The organism is Chlorobiota bacterium (assembly GCA_016710285.1).
Lineage (GTDB): Bacteria > Bacteroidota > Ignavibacteria > OLB7 > OLB7 > OLB7.
Map to the genome: position 1 here is coordinate 3,147,423 of JADJXR010000001.1, position 19,921 is coordinate 3,167,343.

The window sequence follows — 19,921 nt, forward strand, 5'->3', positions numbered from 1 at the left end:
TCGGGAAATCCCGCCACCGCCCGCGCGCTAACCCGCTACTCCGGCTCGGCAATCAGTTCCAGGAACTCCGCCTCGCTTATCACCTTGATGCCAAGCTCCTGCGCCTTTGCCAGCTTCGATCCCGCTTCGGCCCCGGCAAGGACCATATCCGTTTTCTTGCTGACGCTGGATGAGGTTTTCCCGCCACGCTCCAAAATCATTGCTGCGGCTTGGTCCCGAGTAAGGGTGGGAAGCGTTCCGGTCAGCACAAACGTTTTGCCGGCAATCGGGTTTTCGCCGGCGGCAATCACTTTTTTTGCCGGGCCATCCAGCGTTACCCCGGCAGCGCGAAGCCGTTCAATCAGCCCTCGGTTCCCTTCGTCGGCACAGTAGCGGACCACCGATTCGGCAATCTGCGGGCCAATCTCGCTCACGGCGGTCAGCTCTTCCTGGGTTGCCGCAAGCAATCGGTCAATCGTGTTGAAGTTCGAGGCCAGCGCACGCGCCACCGTTGCCCCAACGTGGCGGATGCCAATGGCGAACAGCACGCGGTGGTATGGCCGCGTTTTGCTTTGCTCGATCCCTTCCAGCAAGTTGTCGGCGGACTTCTCGCCCCAGCGTTCCAACGCCGCAATCTGGTCGCGGCGGCGGTGCAGGTCGTAGATGTCGGCATAGCTGGAAAGCCACCCCAACGCCACAAACTGATCCACCACTTTTTCGCCCAGCCCCTCGATATCCATTGCCGCACGGCTGGCAAAATGCTCAATCCGCCCGCGAATCTGCCACGGGCATTCGGAGTGCTCGCAGAAATGGTCGGCGCGACCCTCGGGGCGGTGCAGCCGCGTCTTCAGCGGGCAGGGGCAAAGTTCTGGGAAGATGAACGGCTCGGTTGCTTCGGGCCGCGCCGCAAGGACCACCTCGTTCACTTTCGGGATCACATCGCCCCCTTTCTCAATCAGCACCGTGTCGCCAACGCGGATGTCCCGCTCCTTGATGAAGTCCTCGTTGTGCAACGTTGCGCGGCTGATGGTTGATCCGGCAAGCGCCACCGGCTGAAGCTCCGCCACCGGCGTGACGCGGCCAAGCCGCCCCACTTGCAGGGTGATGGCGTTCATCAACGTCTGCGCCGTGCGTGCCTCGAACTTGAAGGCAATCGCCCATCGGGGGGATTTGGAGATCATCCCTAACTCCTGCTGTTGCCGCAGCGAATCCACTTTCACCACAACGCCATCAATCTGGTAGGGAAGCTCGCTTCGGCGGCGTTCCCATTCGGCGCAGTACTCCAACGCGTCGTCAATCGTGGCGCACCGCCGCCAGTGCGGGTTGGTGGGGAATCCAAGCTCTTGCAAAAGCTCAAGATTTGCCGAGTGGCTTTGCAGCCGGATGGAGTCGGAATAGAGGTAATAAACGAACACGTTCAGGGGGCGGGCGGCAACAATCTTGGGGTCCAGCAGCTTCAGCGTTCCGGCGGTGGAGTTCCGTGGGTTTGCAAACGTCTTCTCGCCGGCAAGCTCACGTTCGGCGTTCATCGCCTCGAAATCTGCATCGGCCATGTACACCTCGCCCCGTGCCTCGAACGATTCCAACGGGACCCCTTCGGCCATTGCCCGCCGGACCCGCAGCGGAAGCGTGCGGATGGTGCGGACGTTCGGGGTGATGTCGTCCCCTTGCTCGCCGTTGCCCCGGGTAACACCCCGCAGCAGCAGCCCATCTTGGTAGATCATGCTGAGCGATGCTCCATCAATTTTCAGCTCGGCAACGTAGCTGAACGGCTCATCCCCCAAGCGGTCCCGCACGCGGCGGTCGAACTCGCGAAGCTCATCGGGGGTGTAGGTGTTCCCCAGCGAGAGCATCGGGCGAAGGTGAGCAACGGTGGGGAAGGAGGGGGTAAGATCGGACCCAACACGCTGCGTGGGGCTGTCGGGGGCGATAAGCTCCGGGTGGGCGGCCTCAATCGCCTGAAGCTCCTGCAGCAACGCGTCGAACTCACGGTCGCTGATGGTGGGGGAAGCAAGAACGTAGTAGCGGTGGTTTGCCTCGTTCAATTGCTGGCGCAGCTGTTCTGCGCGTTCGGTAAGGGTTGGGTCGGCCATGTGAAAAAGGGAGTTTGCGTAAGCGGGAAAACGCCCGGCAAAGATAGCGTTCGGGGGAAGGATGCGGGGCAATCGCATCCCAAAAAAATTACGGCTGCCCCCGCCGATGCTTTTCGGAAACAGTTTGCGACCGAAAAGCCCCTTCCTGAATAGCGCGGCCTGTTGTAGCTTGCCGCCCTTTCGTACCGAAAAATCGTTTTCAAAAGGCCAATACAACCATGTTCTACGCAATTCTGATTATCACACTGCTGCTGGCGGTGGCTCTTATTATCATGGTGCTTCTTCAGCCAAGCAAGGGCGGGGGGGCAAGCGGTGCGTTCGGCGGGTTGGGGTCCACCCTCGGCTCAACGTTCGGCTCGCGCCGCACTCTTGACTTTTTGGCGAAAGGGACGGTCTGGGTGGCGGGCATTATCGCCGCGCTGGCAATCCTGAGCAATATGTTCCTGATCCCACGCGGCGAAGTGGCCACCACGAAGAACCCGATCTCAACCGAGACAACGGTTCCAAGCGTGCCAGGAATGCCCGCTCCGGTTGCTCCTGCGCCAACCCAGTCGGCTCCGGCAACTTCTGCGCCAGCCACTTCTGCGCCAGCAACCTCTGCTCCAGCCGCACCGGCACAGTCGGCTCCGGCAACACCTCCGGCACAAGGGAAGTAGTCGCGCCAACAGCGCAGCAGCCGCGTAAAAATTCTAAAGCCGTTTCCAGGGATTTCTGGAAACGGCTTTACTGTTTTCTGGTGGCTTGCTGGCGAGGGTTATTGGAATCGCAGCGCATCCACCGGGCGTAATCGGGAGGCAACGTAGGCGGGGAAGAGGGTCGAGAGGACGCAAAGCACCACCGAAACGGAGATCACAATCAAATAATGCCAGGGGTTGAGCGAGACCGGAACCGCGTCAATAAAGTAGATGTCGGCATCCAACCGAAGAAACTGGAAATGCTGCTGAGCCAACGTAAACGCCAGCGAGATCAGGCAGCCCAGCGCGGTCCCAACGCCGCCAATCAGCAGCCCCTGGCCCACAAACACCGACATCACCCCGCCGGGCCCCGCGCCCAACGTTGTCAGCACGCCGATGGACTCCGTTTTCTCCAGAATCATAATCAGCAACGTGCTGACGATGTTGAACACCGCCACGATGCTGATCAGCGTCAGCACAATGGGAATGGGGACCCGTTGCAGATCAAGCCATGCAAAGAACGGGGCAAAGATGTCGTAGAAGGTTTGGGCAAAATGGGGATAGCCCAGCGCAACGCTGATCCGCTGTGAAACCTGGGCAACGCTGTCAACATCACGGATCAGGATGTCGTAACCGGTGATCTGGTCGTCCTGATATTTCCACAATCGTTGCGCCGTGCGGAGCGAGGTGTAGGTGTAGATGTCGTCGTGTTCGGCCATTCCGGTGCGGTACAGCCCGCCAACAACAAACTGCTCAATCCCCGCTGGATTTTCTGGGCTTGGGGTCCCGTTCGGGGCAAAGATGACGGCGGTATCGCCGGGGCGCAGCTTCAGTTTTATTCCAAGCCGCTCGCCAATCACCATGGTGGGAAGCTCGCCCGGCGCGGGTTCGGGAAGGTCGAACGTTCCGGCAACGATTCGCTGGCGGATTGTTGAAAGATCCGTGGCCGCGTCAATCCCTTTCACCAGCACCCCTTCCAGCCCAGTTCTGGAGCGGATGATCCCTTCGCGGCGAACAAACGGGCTGACGTTGGTGACCTGCGGCTCGAACTTCGGAAGGCTGGCAACAACCTCACGGTATCCGCTCAGCGGGCGGCCTTGTTTGATGGACGTTACCTCGATATGCCCCATGAAGGAGATCATGTTGCTGCGGAGCGTTTTGTCGAAGCCATCCAAAATGGAAAGGGAGACCAGCAGCGCGGTGGTTCCGAACATCACCCCAAGCGTCGCGATCAGGGTGATGAACCCGATGAAACGATTGCGGCGGGCCGGGGCAAGGTAGCGGCGGGCAATGAAGAGTGCCCAGGTTCGAACGTGCATGGCTCCAAAATAGAAAGAGAAGCAGAACACACCAGCCGCTGCTGCATCCAGCAAAGCGAATGTGAGGACCAGGGAGGCGGGTAACGGATTCAAAAAACTTTTTTTACGGTTCGATAACCTCCCTGCAAAACTGTGTTCCCTATCTTTGGCGTTCTAACAGCAACATATCCACTTGTACTTTACCCAGATAGGAGCACCTGACATTATGGCCGAGAGCACAGCAGTAGTAGCAAAAAAGGGTCTTGAGGACATCATTGCCGGAACGTCAGCGATCTGCTTCATTGACGGTCGCGAAGGGCGGCTGATCTATAGAGGCTACGACATCCACGACCTTGTGAACGGTGGCGCGACCTTCGAAGAAGTAGCATACCTTGTTCTAAACGGCACGCTGCCGAACCAAGTCCAGCTTGATGAGTTCATCGGGCAGATCCGTGCGGAGCAGAACCTGCCCAGCGAAATTCTTGCGCAGATGTTGCGCCTTCCCGCAAACGCCAACGGGATGGAGGTGCTGCGGACAATCATCAGCAACCTTTCCTTCTTCGATGGCGACGCTGCCGACAACAGCCGCGAAGCCAACTACCGGAAAACAATCCGCTTAATTGCCAAAACGCCGTTGATTGTGGCACTGTTCCACCGCATCCGCTCCGGTGGCGATTTGGTGATGCCACGGAACGACCTCTCAATCGCCGGCAACTTCCTCTACATGCTGTTTGGCAAGGAGCCATCCGCCGCCCACACCCGCATTGTTGATGTAGCCCTAACGCTCCATGCCGACCACGAATTCAACGCCAGCACCTTCACCGCACGCTGCATTGCCGCGACGCTCTCCGATATGCACTCGGCAGTTACCGGGGCAATCGGCGCGCTGAAAGGCCCGCTGCACGGCGGCGCGAACGAGCAAGTGATGAAGATGCTGCTGGAAATCGGCGAAGTTTCGGCGGCCAAAGAATGGATCACCGAAGCCCTGGCTTCCAAGAAAAAAGTGATGGGCTTTGGGCATCGGGTGTATAAAACCGAGGACCCACGCGCCACCCACCTTCGCCAAATGTCCAAGCAATTAGGGGAAGAAATGGGAGAGACGAAGTGGTTCGAGATGTCGCGGATTATCGAGGATTACGTCCTTGAGCAGAAGAATCTGTACCCGAACGTTGACTTCTATTCGGCATCGGCCTACTACATGATGGGGCTTCCGATTGACCTATACACCCCAATTTTTGCCATGAGTCGCATGGTGGGATGGACGGCGCACATCATGGAGCAACAAGCCGACAACCGGATCATCCGCCCCGCAAGCGAATACACCGGCCCAACGGAGCTGAAGTACGCGCCGATCACCGAGCGTGCGTAAGCCACATATTGGACGGATGTTTTTTACAGGAACGCCCTGTCAATAATGGCAAGGGCGTTCTTTTTTTCTCTGACATCCGGAAATTGCGCATCCTTTTCCTGCACAGCAAGTGCGCCCACACACACGCGCGCGCACACACACACACACACTCTCTCTCTTCCCAGTTCACGATTCCTACCAGAGCAATGAAACAGATCAAGAGTGATTCAACCTCAATGTTATCGCCCGAATGGCTGTTCGGATTGTATCCAACGCTTCCGCGCTGGGTGTGGGGCGGTTTTTGGGCAATTATTGTTGTGCTGCTGGGGATGATGGTTACGTACGCTTGGAGCCCCGACACCGCAGTGTTTTATTTACTGGGGAAGCAGTTGTTGGAAGGGAAGGTGATGTTTCGTGATTTTATTGATAATAAACCCCCGTTAATCGCATGGATTTATGCTGGTGGGATTTTTCTGTTCGGTCCCCACCAGTATTCCGCTCGAATTCTTGATGTTCTTATTCAGCTTATTACGTGCGGGGTCATGCTTAGCCTTATTCGGCGGGCAACGGGGAACAGCGTTTGGGCCGTGATTAGCGTGCTACTGTACGTGTCCCTCTATTCTGGATTAGGGATGATGAATTCGGCACAAACGGAATCTTATGCGGGGATTTGTGCTGTTACAGCATTGTGGTTTCAATTCTTCAAACGATCTCGCTGGGGGTTAGTTGCTGCTGGATTTTTTTTAGGGGCACTGTTTACGCTCAAGTATCCAATGGGAATAATTTTTGCGATTGCTGTGGTTTCTGAGTTTTGGTTTTTCCGAGATTCTTTCCGGCAAGCAGTACAGCGATCGCTATTTTTATTTGCCGGATTTATGATGATTCCACTGCTGTTGGCGGCGTGGCTTGTTGCGTCGGGGGCATGGGGGGGCTTCCTTGAGGCCAGCACTTTTATGTCAAAGTATGGAATGATCCAATGGTTGAATCCTGCAGGAGTAGTAAAATCCTATTTATCAGGTACTCCGGGGTATTTTGGAGATGATTATTCGATGTTCCTTGTGTTTTCAACAGCTATTGGGATTTTTTATGCTGTTGTATCAGGAAAACCATTTTCCCAGATGCAAGGAGTACAATTGATCAATTTCAAGGATTATTCTTTTACAGGAAGCGCATTGCTTAGAATAGTAATGATGGAATTTTTAGGTATGACCCTTACTGTACTCATCGAAGGTAAGATGTTCGATTATCAATTCTCTCGAATCTTTCCATTCGGAGCAATCCTTGCTGGTGCTGGTGTGCTGCTATTGGTCAAACTTCTGCGGTATGGATTTCAAATGGATTTTTTTGGAAAAGTAGCTACGGCCCTAACATTGTGCTTGCTAATAGTTTACAGCCCACTTACCCGAATGTTCCGTAACGCTCTTGCTGTATATTTTCAAACGGTTCAGGGTAAAATCTATTGGGGATATGATGCACTAACGGTTGGTCAATACCTAGAACTGCAGAAAATAGATTCATTAATTGATGCTTCTGGAACGCCACAGGATACCTTGTATGCCTGCTCTTTGTCCACTGGTTTAGCATATGCGATTACCGATCGAATGCCACCGTTCAAATTTACGTATTCGATGTTCTTTCGTGCAGAGTTTGCGCCAACTCATTGGAAACAAGAAACGGCGAATTATTTACGCACTTCCGTGCCACAATGGATATTAACCGAGCAAAATGATGATGCTCCAACCTTAACCGGAAATGATTTGACCTCGGAGCAAGGATTGCGCGCATTGCCGGGCGTTGATTCCCTGTTGAATACGCGATATCAGACGGTAATCCGCACCCCCGTTGCCCAGTTCATTCTGTTCAAGCGGATTGATCCAATCGCCAGTAAGTAATGCTACCAATCCTCCCCAGCTAATCGAAGTTTCACCCGCTCGGCTTCGCCCCGGCGATCGTCGGCAATCAGGGCTTGCTGCAGTAGCTCGGCAATTTCTTCATCGTCGGGCAGCCATTCAAAACCGATCCGCAATATCTCCTCGGCCCCGGCTGCGTCCCCTTCGCGTAGCAGCATCCTGGAAATATCCACGGTTGCCGCGCGCATCCGTGTCTCGAAATCTTCCCGAACGGCTTCAAAATAGTCGTCATACAGCGACGGGAACGGAACCTCGCCAGCAGCAGCCTGCAGGGCTTGCAGCAACTGAATTCGCGCGTGGGAAAGGGACCTGCGTTTGGCCGCCGCAAGTGCCCCTTGCAATGCCTTCCAAGCCTCCAAAATATCCACCGTGATGAAGTCAAAATTCAGCTGAATGGTCTCCTCGCTCCGTTGAAACGCTTGGTCGCCCAGCAGTTTCCGAAGGCTTGCAATCGCCATGTTGACGGTTTTGCGGGCAAGCTCAAAATCCTTCCCGTCCTCGCCGGCCGCCAGCAGGTAAAATTCCTGTTTCGATAACGGGCGGCGGCTCATGCGGTCGGCAACTAACAGCCCCAAAATGGATTTCATCCTTGCCCCACGTACCGCCTGCACGGTTCCGTCGGGCATGGTAAGCTCCACTCGGCCCAGCATCGTCAGCGTGCACCGGCGGCTGTCGGCTGCGCTTTGCTGCTGCTGCTGAAATTGCTTCTGCAATTCCTCAATCCGTTTCTTCCAAACTCCTTGCTCTTTCTCCGGAAGATGGTGGCCGATATGCCCAATCATCATCGCCATGCAGCGGAACATCCCGCGCGCGTGGTACCACTCCAATCGGTTTCTGAAGGCTGTCTGGACCTCATGCTCGCGCCCGTCTAACAGGTTGCTTCCGGTGGTGCGATGCACCAAGTCCAGCAGCTTTATGCCGATGGTAAACAGGTAAAAACCACTTTCGTACGTGGTGACTTCTGGCTCAAGGATGTCGGTGATGGTGCTGGCAACGGTTGCTGGATTGCTCCCCAACGATTCCACCAATCGGCGAAATGGCGAGTGCGATGGCTTCCGCAATGCTTGCTCCACGGCTTCCCAGTCGCCAGCAAGAACCCCGTGGCTGTAGGCCCAAAAATGATCCTCCGAAATTGTTGGCAGGTTGAACTTCCGCAGCAGTGCGTCGGCCCCGGCAGTGGTGCCGGTTAGGATGGTGTGGTAGCCAAGCGTGTGTTGGAAACTTCCCCGTAACTCACCCAGCCTGTTCGGTGGCAGCCACCCAATCAATTGCTCCCATTCCTTCAGCACCTGATCGGCATCGTGGCCAAGCATCAGTTTTGCCAGCAGGGATTTTGAGAGAGCAAGGGTGTAGTTCCGCCAGTGGCCCATATCCTTGAAGGTGCGCAGCGCGTTGGGGAGCATCACCGCGAAATCTTGATACTGCCCCGCCGAATGCAGCAATCCCAGCGTTGCCACAAACGTTGCCGATGTTGGTGGGAAATTCTCCCGCTCGATCCGCTCCAATAACGCCAACCGTTGCTGCACCTCGTTGGCGGTGAAATACAGGGGGAACATCTGGGGGGCCACGTCCCGGGCAAGCTCCTGCCGTAAGGTTGCGGGAAGGTCATCGCTGTCCAAAAGGTCAACAACGCGCTGCTCGATATGGCCAACCCCTTCAATCTGGTTGTAGTAATGGAGGCGGGCGATTCCGTTCAGGAAGTACAGGTAATCGCTGCTGAACCGAAGGCCGGGCGCACGTTCCAAAATTTTCTCCCCTTCTTCCCACGCCCCCAATCCAAGCTCAAGGTTCGGATGTGGCATCTGGCTGTTGACCAGCCCAAGCGCACGCAGGCGATGATTCAACAACTGGGGGGGAAGCTCGCCGGAGGTTTCCTGAAGATATTCTTGGATTGCTGCCGCCAGCTCTGCCATGCGGAACTCCCGCGTTTGAACCGTTGTGCGAAGGTTCAGCGCACGCAAGCGAAGCTCCAGATACTCGGCATCTTCCCACAACGTGGTGCTGGCATCGTACAGCTTCAACGCCACGGTTCCGATCCGCAGACCGATGTCCCAATCGGCGGTTCCCGTAAGCCGCAACGCCATGCTGATGAAGGAATGGAGCAGTGCCGAACGCTGGTCCTTCGCAATGCCAAGTTCCCCCGCGTGGCGATCCAGATACTCGATTGCGGCCATTGCGAACAGTGGCAGCCGCTGCTGAAGTATGGCCGTAAGCTGGCCAAGCGTCTCCGCAGTTGCGCTGCTTTCGGCTTCCTCCAGCAGGTGGTGATGGAGCAGGGTGTGGGTGAATGCCAGTAATGGAAACCGGCTTGCCGAGCCAGTGATGGAGGTGGTGGAAAGCGATGCCGGAGCAATCACCCCTTTGAACATCAAACTGGTGATGATGCTCTCCGAATCCTGAAGCAGAAGCTCCGCCGATTCGCGTGCGAAGACTTCCCCCAGCAACGCAAGCCGCCCAGCAAGCTGCCGTTCGTTGGGGCTTAGGTGAGCAATCATTCCTTCGGATAACAGCTTCACGTTCCGCTCCAGCGATGCTTGGAAACCGGAGAGGTCGAACCGCAGTTGCACGGTGCTGCTTGGCAGGTCCGGTGCCGGGTCCGCACGCAACGCACCGCGCAATGCCGAACGCACCGCCAGCGGGTTGCCAATCGTTCGCTGCTGAAGCTGGGCCAGCAATGCCGGGTCCGGATTGCTGCCGAACAGGCCGTTCCATAACTGCAACAACGCTTGCTGCGGTATTCCGGAAAGCTCTATCTCAAGAACAAGGTGGGGTTCCAGCACGCCCCGCACCGGAAGGTCCAGCGGGCGGGCACTGCAAAGCAGGGTGATTGGTTCATCGGCAATGCCGCCAACCAGGGTTGCAAGCTCCCCCACGGAATGCTGCGGCAGCAGATGGATATCCTCCAACGCAATCGCCACCGGGCGCAACCGCGCCAACCGCTGCAGCGTGGCGATAACCGAAGGGAGCGTCGCTTCCGGCTCGGCACGCAGAAGCTGGCGAATTGCCGGCAGAAGGTAAAGCGATTGGGCAATCAACGGGGTGATGGCATTGGCCGCGCTCGGATGGAGTTTCACCCGAACAACAATCACGCCGGCAGCTTCGCAATTGGGAAGGACTTCATCGAACAGCCGCGACTTTCCGGAACCAGCTTCGCCAAGCAGAAGCCCCGCACGCAGTGCCGCGTCATCGGCCCGGCGTTGGCAAAAATTGGCCAGCCGTTGGAACTCATGCTCCCTTCCAACAAACGGGAGAATCCCGTGGTTTGCGAAATCAAGAAGTGCTTGCATGGATGCTGTTTGGAAAAGGGGAGGGGATGCTTTGTTGATCTCTCTTTCAGTTGCTGTTGCTTTCCGCGTTATTGCTACTCCATCCCAATGCTGGCCACGGCCATGTACAGCCCAACAATCAGCAGCACGAACCCGATGCAGGCAAGGAATCCAAGGATATCGAATCGGGTTGGCTTCCAGAACATCAGGTTGGTTCCGGGGAAAAGTTTGTTCCGTTCAACAAGCTCTGGGTTGCTGATTTTTTCCTGAACCAGCCGCGCATCTTCTGCCGGATCGGCCACCGCAGGGGTGTGGATTCGGGCGTAGAAATCGCGAAGAACCGGTTCGGCATTTGGTTTGGTCAGCATCGAGAAAAGGATCAGCAGCAGGAAGGGGAGTGTGGCATCAATCAGCAAGTTGGCGGTGGAGATTTCGGCACTGAACCACCCGGCAACATCGCCCCCAACGAAGGAGATCAGATAGATGTTTGTTCGGAACAATCCTTCGCCGCGCAGCCCTTGCGGCGTTTCCACCACCCGCTCGAAATAGATTCCAACGGGGGGCACGCGTTCGGTTTTGATGATCTTTTGGCCAAGCGTTTCGGCTTTCCCGGATCTCACATCTTCAGCGGTTGCACGCGACTCCACTTCCACAATCCGTTCGGTTGTTCGTTGGGTTAGCGCGGGGTCCGTCCGCATTCCGGTAAGCTCCGGCAAGGCGTTTGGAATAATGATGGTGAGGGTGATGGAAAGAATGATCTGGGCAGCAACGGCGCGGGTGTTTAGCCTGCGCCAAAAATAGACCAGCCAGAACGTTGGTCCAACAATCGCCCCAATCTGCAAGGCGTATTTGAACACGGCAACAATGTCGTCGGCACGAAGCGCGAAGAAGATGGAGGAGAGAAGGATGGCAAGAACCGTGGCGCGCCCAATCAGCATCTGCCGTTGCTCGGTGGTGGCGGGGCGGATTGGGAGATAGATGTTTTTCACAAGCGCCGCCGAAGCGTCCAGCGATGCGGTTGCCGCGCCGTCCATGTTGGCCGCGAAGATTGCGGCAATCATCAGGCCGATTGCGCCCACCCCAAGAAGGTCACGCGTCATCACCCCCCAGATGTTGGTGGGGTCCGCAACTTGGCCCGCGTACAGCCCCACCGCCAGCAGCCCGGTAAACGCCCATCCGATCATCATAAACCGTTTGAAGATGCTTCCGGTGACAAAGCCGATCCGTGCCGAGCGGTCGTCCTTTGCCGAGCCACCCATGGTGAAATTTTTTGGCGCGTTCACCACAAGGTTCAGCAGTGCGAAGCTGGCCACGAAGTACCACGTGTAATCGCTTGCCGCGCTGCTGCCGAACAGCTGGAACATTGCCGCAGGGACGGTTTGCTGCATCCCTGCGATTCCGCCAATCGCCGATAAAGCGATCGGGATCAGCACCAGCGAAAGGAAGATGATAAGCAGCCCCTGCACAACGTCCAGAATGGCAACGGCAAACAGCCCGCCAAGAATGGTGTACAGCGCGATCAGCCCGGCGTAGATGAAATAGAAAGTGGTGAGATCAAGGTAGGAGATGAAGGCTTTCAGCTTCCCTTGCTTCTCCAATTCCTGCAGCGATTTCAGTTCCGATTGTTCGGCGGTTGGAAGCGTGGCGTAGTCCCTGCTTTTCAAGGTTTTCAGCCGTGCGAATCCATCAATGGCGGCTTGTTCTTCTGGGGTGTATTCGGCGGCGGGTTTCACCATCATTGCTTGCAAGGTTTTTCCGGTAAGCAGGTATCCGGTGGCGTTGCCGTAGGCCGCGCCGCACACCAGCACAACGGCGTACAGCCCGGCAAGGAAGCGGCTTTCGAAGCGGTGCAGGAACAAGTCGGCGGGACCAAGGTAGCGGGCGCGGCGTTGCAGCGCGGCAATGAACCACTGGAAAGGGGTATGGAACAGCACAAGGTTCTGGAACCAAACCCCTTGCAACCCCTGCCGGTAAATTTCGCGGGTGACACCGGCGGCTTGGCCGGCATCGGTCATGTTCCCAAAATTCAGAAACGCCGTCAGCCATTTGCCGAAGGAGCGTCCGCCCTGGTAGAAATCGCTTGTGGTGCGGATTCTTCTTCGCGCCCGCAATCCAATCAGGATCATCACGGCAAAGAACAGGAGCAGAACAAGCCAATCAAGAACGTGCAGGCCAAGCATCATCATGGAGGGAGTCCTTGGTAAGTTTTGCGGTCAGCAATGGGTACCACCCGCTGCATCAACGAAATTGAGGAGTAAGAGGGGAGGGGCATCGCCGAAAAATGCTGAATTCCGAAGGAATCCAGCATGGTGAGAAAAAAAGTCTTTGCGGAGAGAGGAAAAACAGCAACTTTTAAGAAACCTTTCCCGGCCAAGCCGTGTTCTCAACGTGGTCTTGGATAGTCCATTCCTAACATCATTATCAGGAGCATACCGCAGAACAAACGCACTATCACACATATCATAAGATTGATCTTCTCTGCTTCAACAATACACGTCAACCATTTCAACCGATTCGGAGGAATCATGAGACAAGCTACGAGAGCAAGGCTGTGGCTATCAGCATTGCTGCTTTGTTGCATCGCGTTCCCGCTGCGAGCGCAGTACGCGATGCAAACCCCGCCCGCCAGCAACATGCCATGGAACAACTATGTTGCGGCAATTATTCCCAATAACTTCACCAGCATTATTGGGCAAACAGGAACCACACTGGTGTCTGGGAGCACCGGCCAAAATTTCCCGTACGAGTGGCGAATTCCGCTGCAGTTTACGTTCAGTTTTTTAGGAACGAACTATAGTGCCGGGTTCAACATGATTGCATCCATGTCCGGGTATCTTGGATTCAACGGTGCAATCCCGCGCAATGGAGCGGTCTACCCATATCTTTACTATCAAACGAGTTCGACCTATGCATACTACAACAAAGTCATCTGGGTGTATTCCGCTGACTTAACCACCACACCAACCCAACGTGGTATCTACTGGCGAGTTGATGGCACGCCAGGTAACCGCGTTCAAACCATTGAGTGGCGTGTGCAGGGGATCAGCCAGCCGGCTGGCAATCCTGGCAACTTCCAACTGAAACTCTACGAGTCCCCATCGGGCAAGATGGAGTTTATCTATGGTCCCAATTCCATTGACCGCACCGGTTCTTAGCCCGGCCCCAATCGCCGTGGATATGGTGCGTTAGTTGGTATTAAAAACCTTGGGCAAGGGCAAGGGGTGCCTGCCGGAAGCGATGCTGAGAAGTTCGTGATCCTGCAGAACCCCAAAACCAACCCCGATACGCTGGCAATTACCCGCGTGCCAACCATCAATTACGTTGGGGTTCTTGCTAACTATCCTGTGCTGTATGCTTACTACCCAAGCTATGCCCCACCAACGTTTCTCTATCGTTCAACCCCAATCTGGCACTATGAGTTCCCAACAAAGGATGGGCAACAGATCGGCTATCGCTTGTCGCCAGTGTTCGATGACGTTGCTGCCGACTCTATCTGGTTTACGCCGGAACGGCTTGGCAACACGCACTTGGGCGGAAGCACCATCACGGTCAACGCGCAGTTCTTGAACGTTGGGAAAAACGTTCGCCAGAACGTCCCGGTGCAGGCAAAAGTTTACCGCGATCAGGACCTTGTCAACCCGGTGCTAACCCTGAACGGAACAGCGTTCACGACCGCAGCGGCGCAAGGCCAAACATCAACGATTGTGCTTGGCCAGGTTACTCCGCCAATAACCGACATCACCGGAATCTACACGGTGAAGATCTACTCGCAGCTAACCAGCCCGATGGATCAGGATTTCAGCAACGACACGCTGACCGGTCAGTTCGCCATTGCGAAGCCACACGATGTCCGCCCATGGGCCATCCTGCAACCGTACGAGAACAAACCGCCGCTGAATTATCAGTATCCAGTTGGCGTTGGCGTTCCAATTGAAGTTCGGTTCTTGAACGCAGGCTTCAATTCCCAAACGGACGTTCCTGTTGCCTACGAAATCCGCGACAACAGTGGGCTAGTAGTCTATTCGGCTCCGGGAATTGTTCCAGGAGTATGGCAGCCAGCAACCTTCCGCGATCTGAACCTGACCCCTTGGGTTCCAACGCGCCCGGGACGCTACTACCTGAAGGTGCTGACAAACCTCAGCAAGGATGAGAATCGTTTGAACGATACGCTCCCGAACTGGAAATCATGGGGACTACCGTTCGACGTGAACTACGAGATCGAACTGGAAGCTCTGCTTGCAGGCGTTACGCCACATTCGCCGATGGCGGGTGAGTTCTATCCCGATGGCCGCCCGATCCACGTGTCGGCTGGTTTCCGCAACAACGGCCTTGCCGATGCAACAAACGTTCCGGCCAGCGTGGTGATTACAAACTCTGCGGGGCAGATCGTCTATTCGCGCACCGCAACTATCCTCACGGTAACAAGCGGCGGCGCGCCGATGCTGCAAGAGTTTCCTGACTTCATCCCGAACGGAGCAGGCGAGTACTGCTTGACGGTGACGGTGAACGATCCGCAAGACCCGGTGACGGAGAACAACTCGACGACCTGGTGCTTCAACGTGAAGGCACGCTACGCAGGGGTGTACCGCGTTGGGTTCGGCGAGCACTTCCGCACGATCCAGGAAGCCTGGGACTCGGTCAGCACCTACGGTGTTGGCGGCCCGGTGACGCTGGAACTGGTGGACGACAGCTACACGGTTCAACCAGTCAACAACGACCCATCGCAGCCAGCGTTGGATATGCGTGGATACGTGGTTGGATTGGGAGCGAACAACCCGATCACGTGGCGGCCAGTTGCCGGCAAGACGAACGTGACGGTCAACCTGAAATCGCCATCGGGCATCGGCATCTGGTACGGCCAGAAGGACACCTCGAACCCGAGCGGATACATCACGTGGGATGGCGGAACCAACAAGGTATTCCGGTTCGTGCTGGAGAACACGACGGCAACCAGCACCAGCGGGTACAAACGCTTGGCGATTCCATTCTATTTGGGTCAAGGGGCATCGAACTACAAGGTGCTCAACAGCCGGATCGAGCCAGCAAGCGGGAACACGTGGAGCCTGAAGAACACGGCCAGCACGGTGACGATTCCAAGCTACAACCAGTCGTTCAACACGTTCACGTTTGTGGATGACTTGGCGCAGGTGATGTCAGCCGGTGTGATGCTTCGGAACTCGGCACCGATTGACGGAGCCACAGGAACGAACTCGCAAAAGCGCGACACGCTTCGGAACCAGAACAACGTGATCAGCGGGAACGTGATCCGTGACTTCGGCATGGGAATCGCCTCGGTGGGAGCCGGACCGCTGTACGTGGTTGGCCCGGGTGCCTACGTGGAGTACACGAACCAGAACAACCAGTACACCGGGAACCAGATTTGGAACTCAGGTCGTGCAGGTGTGACGTTGGTGTATGAGAAGAACTCGGTGGTGAGCGACAACTGGATCAACGGTGTTGCGAACACGTCGAAGACGATGTTGCATGGCGTTGGCATTGCGATCACCAGTGGTGGGAACGCCTCGAACAACCGTGGGTACTCGAGCGACATCACGATCGAGCGGAACCGGATTGCAAACATCAGCACAGTTGTTGGAGTCAGCGGTGGTATCGCTGCCGACATCAACGAGAACGTGTTTGTGTCGCCATCGAACCGGACGTATCGGTTCCCGAACAACGGGGCATCGAACCTGAAGGTATCGAACAACATGATTTGGAACTATTGTGGGGGCAGCACCCTTGCAGCCATTGCGATCACGCCAGAAGGGACGAACCGTCTGGACTTCGTGATGACGGGGAACCAGGTCAACAACAACACGATCTACAACACAAGTGCCTGCAACATGCAAGCGGTGGAGTACGGGATTTTGATGGATCGTGCGCAAGGCTCGGTTCAGAACAACATCGTGGCGTTGACAGGAACCAACAATCCAACCGCACTTCGGTTGGTGGGATCGGAGTTGAAGACGAAGCTGATCTCGAACCACAATATTCTGTGGGTACCGAACGGGATGACGGGATCGTTGCAGAACCTGTCAGCACAAGGGTACAAGATTCCATCGCCACCAGTGGCAACGAACCTGAACCAATGGCGGTACCTGACGGGCATGGATATGAACTCGATGCAGGGTGACATCACCCAAGAGTTCGTCTCGACGTACCCGGGTGGCGTTGACCTCCATATCCAACCGATGTACCGTGGTTCGATTGCGAACAACCGCGGGACGAAGGTTGCGGGGTTGACGAACGATATTGACATGGAGCCACGCGGCTCGGCAGCATTGAACGGTCGGTACGACATCGGAGCCGACGAGTTCACGGGTCACATCCGCAACCACGATGTGATGGCCGAGGACATCTTGGGACCGGTGGGATATCGTGCCTCAAGCGGTCAGTTTAGCGATGCAGAGTACATGATGGTTGACACGGCGGTGAGCCTTGTGGGACGCCTGCGGAACGTGGGTGGCCAGCCGGTGCCATCGAACGCAGCAACGATGACGGTGCAACGGTGGACGGGGACAACGTGGGTGACGGTTGCGACAATGAACAAGAGCGCAAGTGTGGACGTGAGCGAGCAGCGGAACGTGGCGTTCGGGATGTTCATGCCGCAGACGCTTCGCGAGTTGGGCCAAAGCGATCCATACTACGGCCAGGATGCGAACGTGAGTCCGCTGTACCGCCTGCAGTTGCGGAGCGGAACGGACGACAACGTGACGAACAACCGGTACGAGAAGATCGTGCGGTTCTACGTATTGCGCGCAACGCGCCGTGTGTTGGTATCGGTCGAGAGCTACCAGCCATCGAACGTGACGAACAGCGGGATCAGCGACGCAGTGGTTCTTGGGAACAAACTGAACGCGGACTCGGTGATCAGCGCGATGAATCAGATCGCCTGGGATCGGACGAACGGGCTTGGAACGGAAGACTTCGACATCTTCCAACGTGATATGTGGCCAAAGGAGAACCTGGACTTCCGCCCATGGAAGACGGTGATCTGGGCACAAGGCGAGGAAGCCGAAGGGTTGGAAGCTGAAGAGCGTGCAGCATTGAAGAGCGCGCTGGAGAGTGGCACGGCAAAAGACAAGATGAAGTTCCTGATCGCAGGTCAAGAAGTCGCACGGAAGCACGACGTGGTGTTGACGGCCGGGAACGGTCAGATTGCCGACAAGGAGTTCGTGAACAACTACCTGCGCGCAACGTACTCGAAGCCGACGCAGCCAGCGAACTACAGCGGGTTGCGGATCAAGGGGATCGCGCTGACGCCGAACAAGTTCGAGATGATCCAGGGGACCGGGGTGACGAACGACGCACCACCGATGCCGGCGATCTTGAAGGTGACAGTGAACTCTGACGGAGTGGCGAAGTCATCGCATCAGTACATAGATTTGCCACCGGTGCCGGATCCAACGGTACGTCAAGACACGACAGCCGGAGTGGCCTCGAAGGGAGTGAAGAAGCAGGTGGTGTACTACGCGTTTGATTGGCGTCACGCCGGTCGCTTCTGGCCGGAGCCAACGCAGAGCGGAGTGAAGCGGTTGGTGTTGGCAGGGTTGGACTTCTTCGGATACAACACATCGGAAGTGCTGCCGATCAAGCTGTCGTCGTTCGCGGCACAGCAGACAGGTCGCCGTCAGGTAACGGTGGAGTGGACAACAGCCGGCGAGGAGAACGTGAGCGCGATGGAGATTCAGCGAGCCGAGGTAATGGAAGCGGTGACGGGTGACGTGGTCGGGGAGTTCAGCGTGGTGGATCGTCAAGCGGGTCGCGGAACAGCGACAGTGGGAGCGGAGTACCGGACGGTGGATGGAGGAGTAGTGGGAGGCCGGACGTACATCTACCGCTTGGTGACGGTGAACACGGACGGGACGGTAGAGATCAACGACCAGCGTCAGGTGAAGGTAAGCGGTGATGAGGCGATGAGCCTAAGCGTGGTGGTAGCCCCGAACCCGATGGTGGATCGTGGAAGCGTGCAAGTGGAGTTGGCCGAGGGTGGCGAAGGCCGGATCGTGATGTACGACGCAAGCGGGAAGGAGGTAAGCGAGGTGTACAGCGGAGCAATGGTGAGTGGAGTGACGGAATACTCGTTGCCAGTGAGCGAGTTGACGAGCGGAACGTACACAGTGCGGATCGAAGTGGGTGGCCAAAGCCCAGTGGTGAAGAGCATCGTGGTGAAGAAGTAAGGAACGAACCTTCCCTCCTCCGCAAGGGGGGGGAGAAGGATGAACACAATACCCAAGCGGCCACCAGGAAAACCCGGTGGCCGCTTGGTGCTTTTGCTAATGGGGATGAAGCAATTGATAAAGCCTCACAATCCCTTCCACAAGGCGGGGGCCGGGGCGCAGGAGAAGATCGGGGTGGATGATGGAGACGCGCCCATTCCGCACCGCACGGAGCGCGCGCCATTCGGGATACAGCTCCAACAACGACTCCGCATCGGCTTCGGTTTTGGCAGGAAGAATAATTGCTTCTGGGTTCTTGCGCAGCAGCTCCTCGCGGCTGATAACCGGGTACGCAGCGGCGGCTTCGGCGGCAATGTTTTCTCCCCCAGCAATCACCAATGCTTCCTGAATAAATCCGCGGCTGACGGTCATCAGCATCGAGCGGTCAATCACGATAAACGTGCTGACGCTTGGCAAGCGGGCCGTAAGCTGCTTCACCGAATCAAGGGTCTGCTGAAGCCCTGCAACCAGTTTGTTGGATTGGTGTTGTTGACCAACAAGAATCCCAACCGTATCCAATGACCGGATTACTCCTTGCACCGTTGCGGCATCAATAGCAACGGGGCGCAGTCCAAGCTCTTTCAGCTTATCATAGCCTGCTTGGGAGTTTCCCGCAATGGTCATCAGCACGATATCTGGCTTTGCTGCAAGGATTTTCTCATACTCAATATTCAGCATATCCCCCATAATCGGCAGCTGAAGGGCCTGCTGGGGGTAATCGCAAAAAGCGGTTCGCCCAACCAGCTTGCTTCCGGCTCCAACGGCATACATCATCTCCGTAAGGTTGGGCGCAAGGGCCACTACCCTTTCGGCGGGGTGGCGCAGCCGGATGGTGTCGCCAATCGCGTCAACAAGCTGGATGGCGGCTGCGGTGCTGGCTTCGGCTGGGTCGTTATCCTTGCGGCAACCAGCCGCCAGAAAGATAATTGCAAAGAGAAGAATCAGCGGAAATATCGGCCACCGGAAACCGTCCTGAATCGCACGCTTTTTGTTGCGCCGGCAATGCCCGTTAGGATGATAGTGCTGGCGCGCCCGCGATTGCTCCCTTGCCCCTGATCTGCTTGTAGTAGTAGATTGGATACCCGGCTCCCAATCCAGCCTTGAAGTTCTCACGTTCAAATTCTGCATGAAAGA

General features: G+C 56.4%; 10 protein-coding genes. 5 read left to right on the forward strand and 5 right to left on the reverse strand.

Going from position 1 to position 19,921, the window contains the following annotated elements; genetic code table 11:
• Positions 1 to 35: 35 nt before the first annotated feature.
• Entirely contained in the window at positions 36 to 2,072 is a 2,037-nt protein-coding gene (gene ligA / locus IPM61_11535) for an NAD-dependent DNA ligase LigA (protein ID MBK8911947.1), read from the reverse strand.
• A gap of 218 nt (positions 2,073 to 2,290) precedes the next feature.
• Here ligA and secG point away from each other — a divergent pair, with 218 nt between their 5' ends.
• Entirely contained in the window at positions 2,291 to 2,728 is a 438-nt protein-coding gene (gene secG, locus IPM61_11540; protein MBK8911948.1) for a preprotein translocase subunit SecG, read from the forward strand.
• Between the two features lie 98 nt (positions 2,729 to 2,826).
• On the opposite strand, the gene IPM61_11545 is transcribed toward secG, so the two are convergent.
• A complete protein-coding gene (locus IPM61_11545) occupies positions 2,827 to 4,065 on the reverse strand; it encodes an ABC transporter permease (protein MBK8911949.1) in 1,239 nt (412 codons plus the stop codon).
• A 205-nt stretch (positions 4,066 to 4,270) separates the two neighbouring features.
• On the opposite strand from IPM61_11545, the gene IPM61_11550 reads away from it, so the two are divergent.
• Complete coding sequence (locus IPM61_11550; GenBank protein MBK8911950.1) at positions 4,271 to 5,413, forward strand: citrate synthase; 1,143 nt, start codon at positions 4,271 to 4,273, stop codon at positions 5,411 to 5,413.
• A gap of 185 nt (positions 5,414 to 5,598) precedes the next feature.
• A complete protein-coding gene (locus tag IPM61_11555; protein MBK8911951.1) occupies positions 5,599 to 7,284 on the forward strand; it encodes a glycosyltransferase family 39 protein in 1,686 nt (561 codons plus the stop codon).
• A 2-nt stretch (positions 7,285 to 7,286) separates the two neighbouring features.
• On the opposite strand, the gene IPM61_11560 is transcribed toward IPM61_11555, so the two are convergent.
• Together IPM61_11560 and IPM61_11565 are read right to left on the reverse strand one after the other, a co-directional pair.
• On the reverse strand, positions 7,287 to 10,589 hold the full coding sequence (locus IPM61_11560; protein MBK8911952.1) for an AAA family ATPase: 3,303 nt from the start codon (positions 10,587 to 10,589) through the stop codon (positions 7,287 to 7,289).
• A gap of 74 nt (positions 10,590 to 10,663) precedes the next feature.
• Positions 10,664 to 12,754: a sodium:solute symporter family protein gene (locus IPM61_11565; GenBank protein MBK8911953.1), complete on the reverse strand. Its 2,091-nt coding sequence runs from the start codon at positions 12,752 to 12,754 to the stop codon at positions 10,664 to 10,666.
• 339 nt (positions 12,755 to 13,093) lie between these two features.
• Here IPM61_11565 and IPM61_11570 point away from each other — a divergent pair, with 339 nt between their 5' ends.
• Positions 13,094 to 13,723 carry a hypothetical protein gene (locus IPM61_11570; protein ID MBK8911954.1) on the forward strand — a complete coding sequence of 210 codons (630 nt, stop codon included), beginning with the start codon at positions 13,094 to 13,096 and terminating at the stop codon, positions 13,721 to 13,723.
• Between the two features lie 66 nt (positions 13,724 to 13,789).
• Positions 13,790 to 18,748 (forward strand): T9SS type A sorting domain-containing protein, encoded by a 4,959-nt coding sequence (locus tag IPM61_11575; GenBank protein MBK8911955.1) that lies wholly within the window; start codon positions 13,790 to 13,792, stop codon positions 18,746 to 18,748.
• A 96-nt stretch (positions 18,749 to 18,844) separates the two neighbouring features.
• On the opposite strand, the gene IPM61_11580 is transcribed toward IPM61_11575, so the two are convergent.
• A complete protein-coding gene (locus IPM61_11580) occupies positions 18,845 to 19,915 on the reverse strand; it encodes a cobalamin-binding protein (GenBank protein ID MBK8911956.1) in 1,071 nt (356 codons plus the stop codon).
• Positions 19,916 to 19,921: the final 6 nt, after the last annotated feature.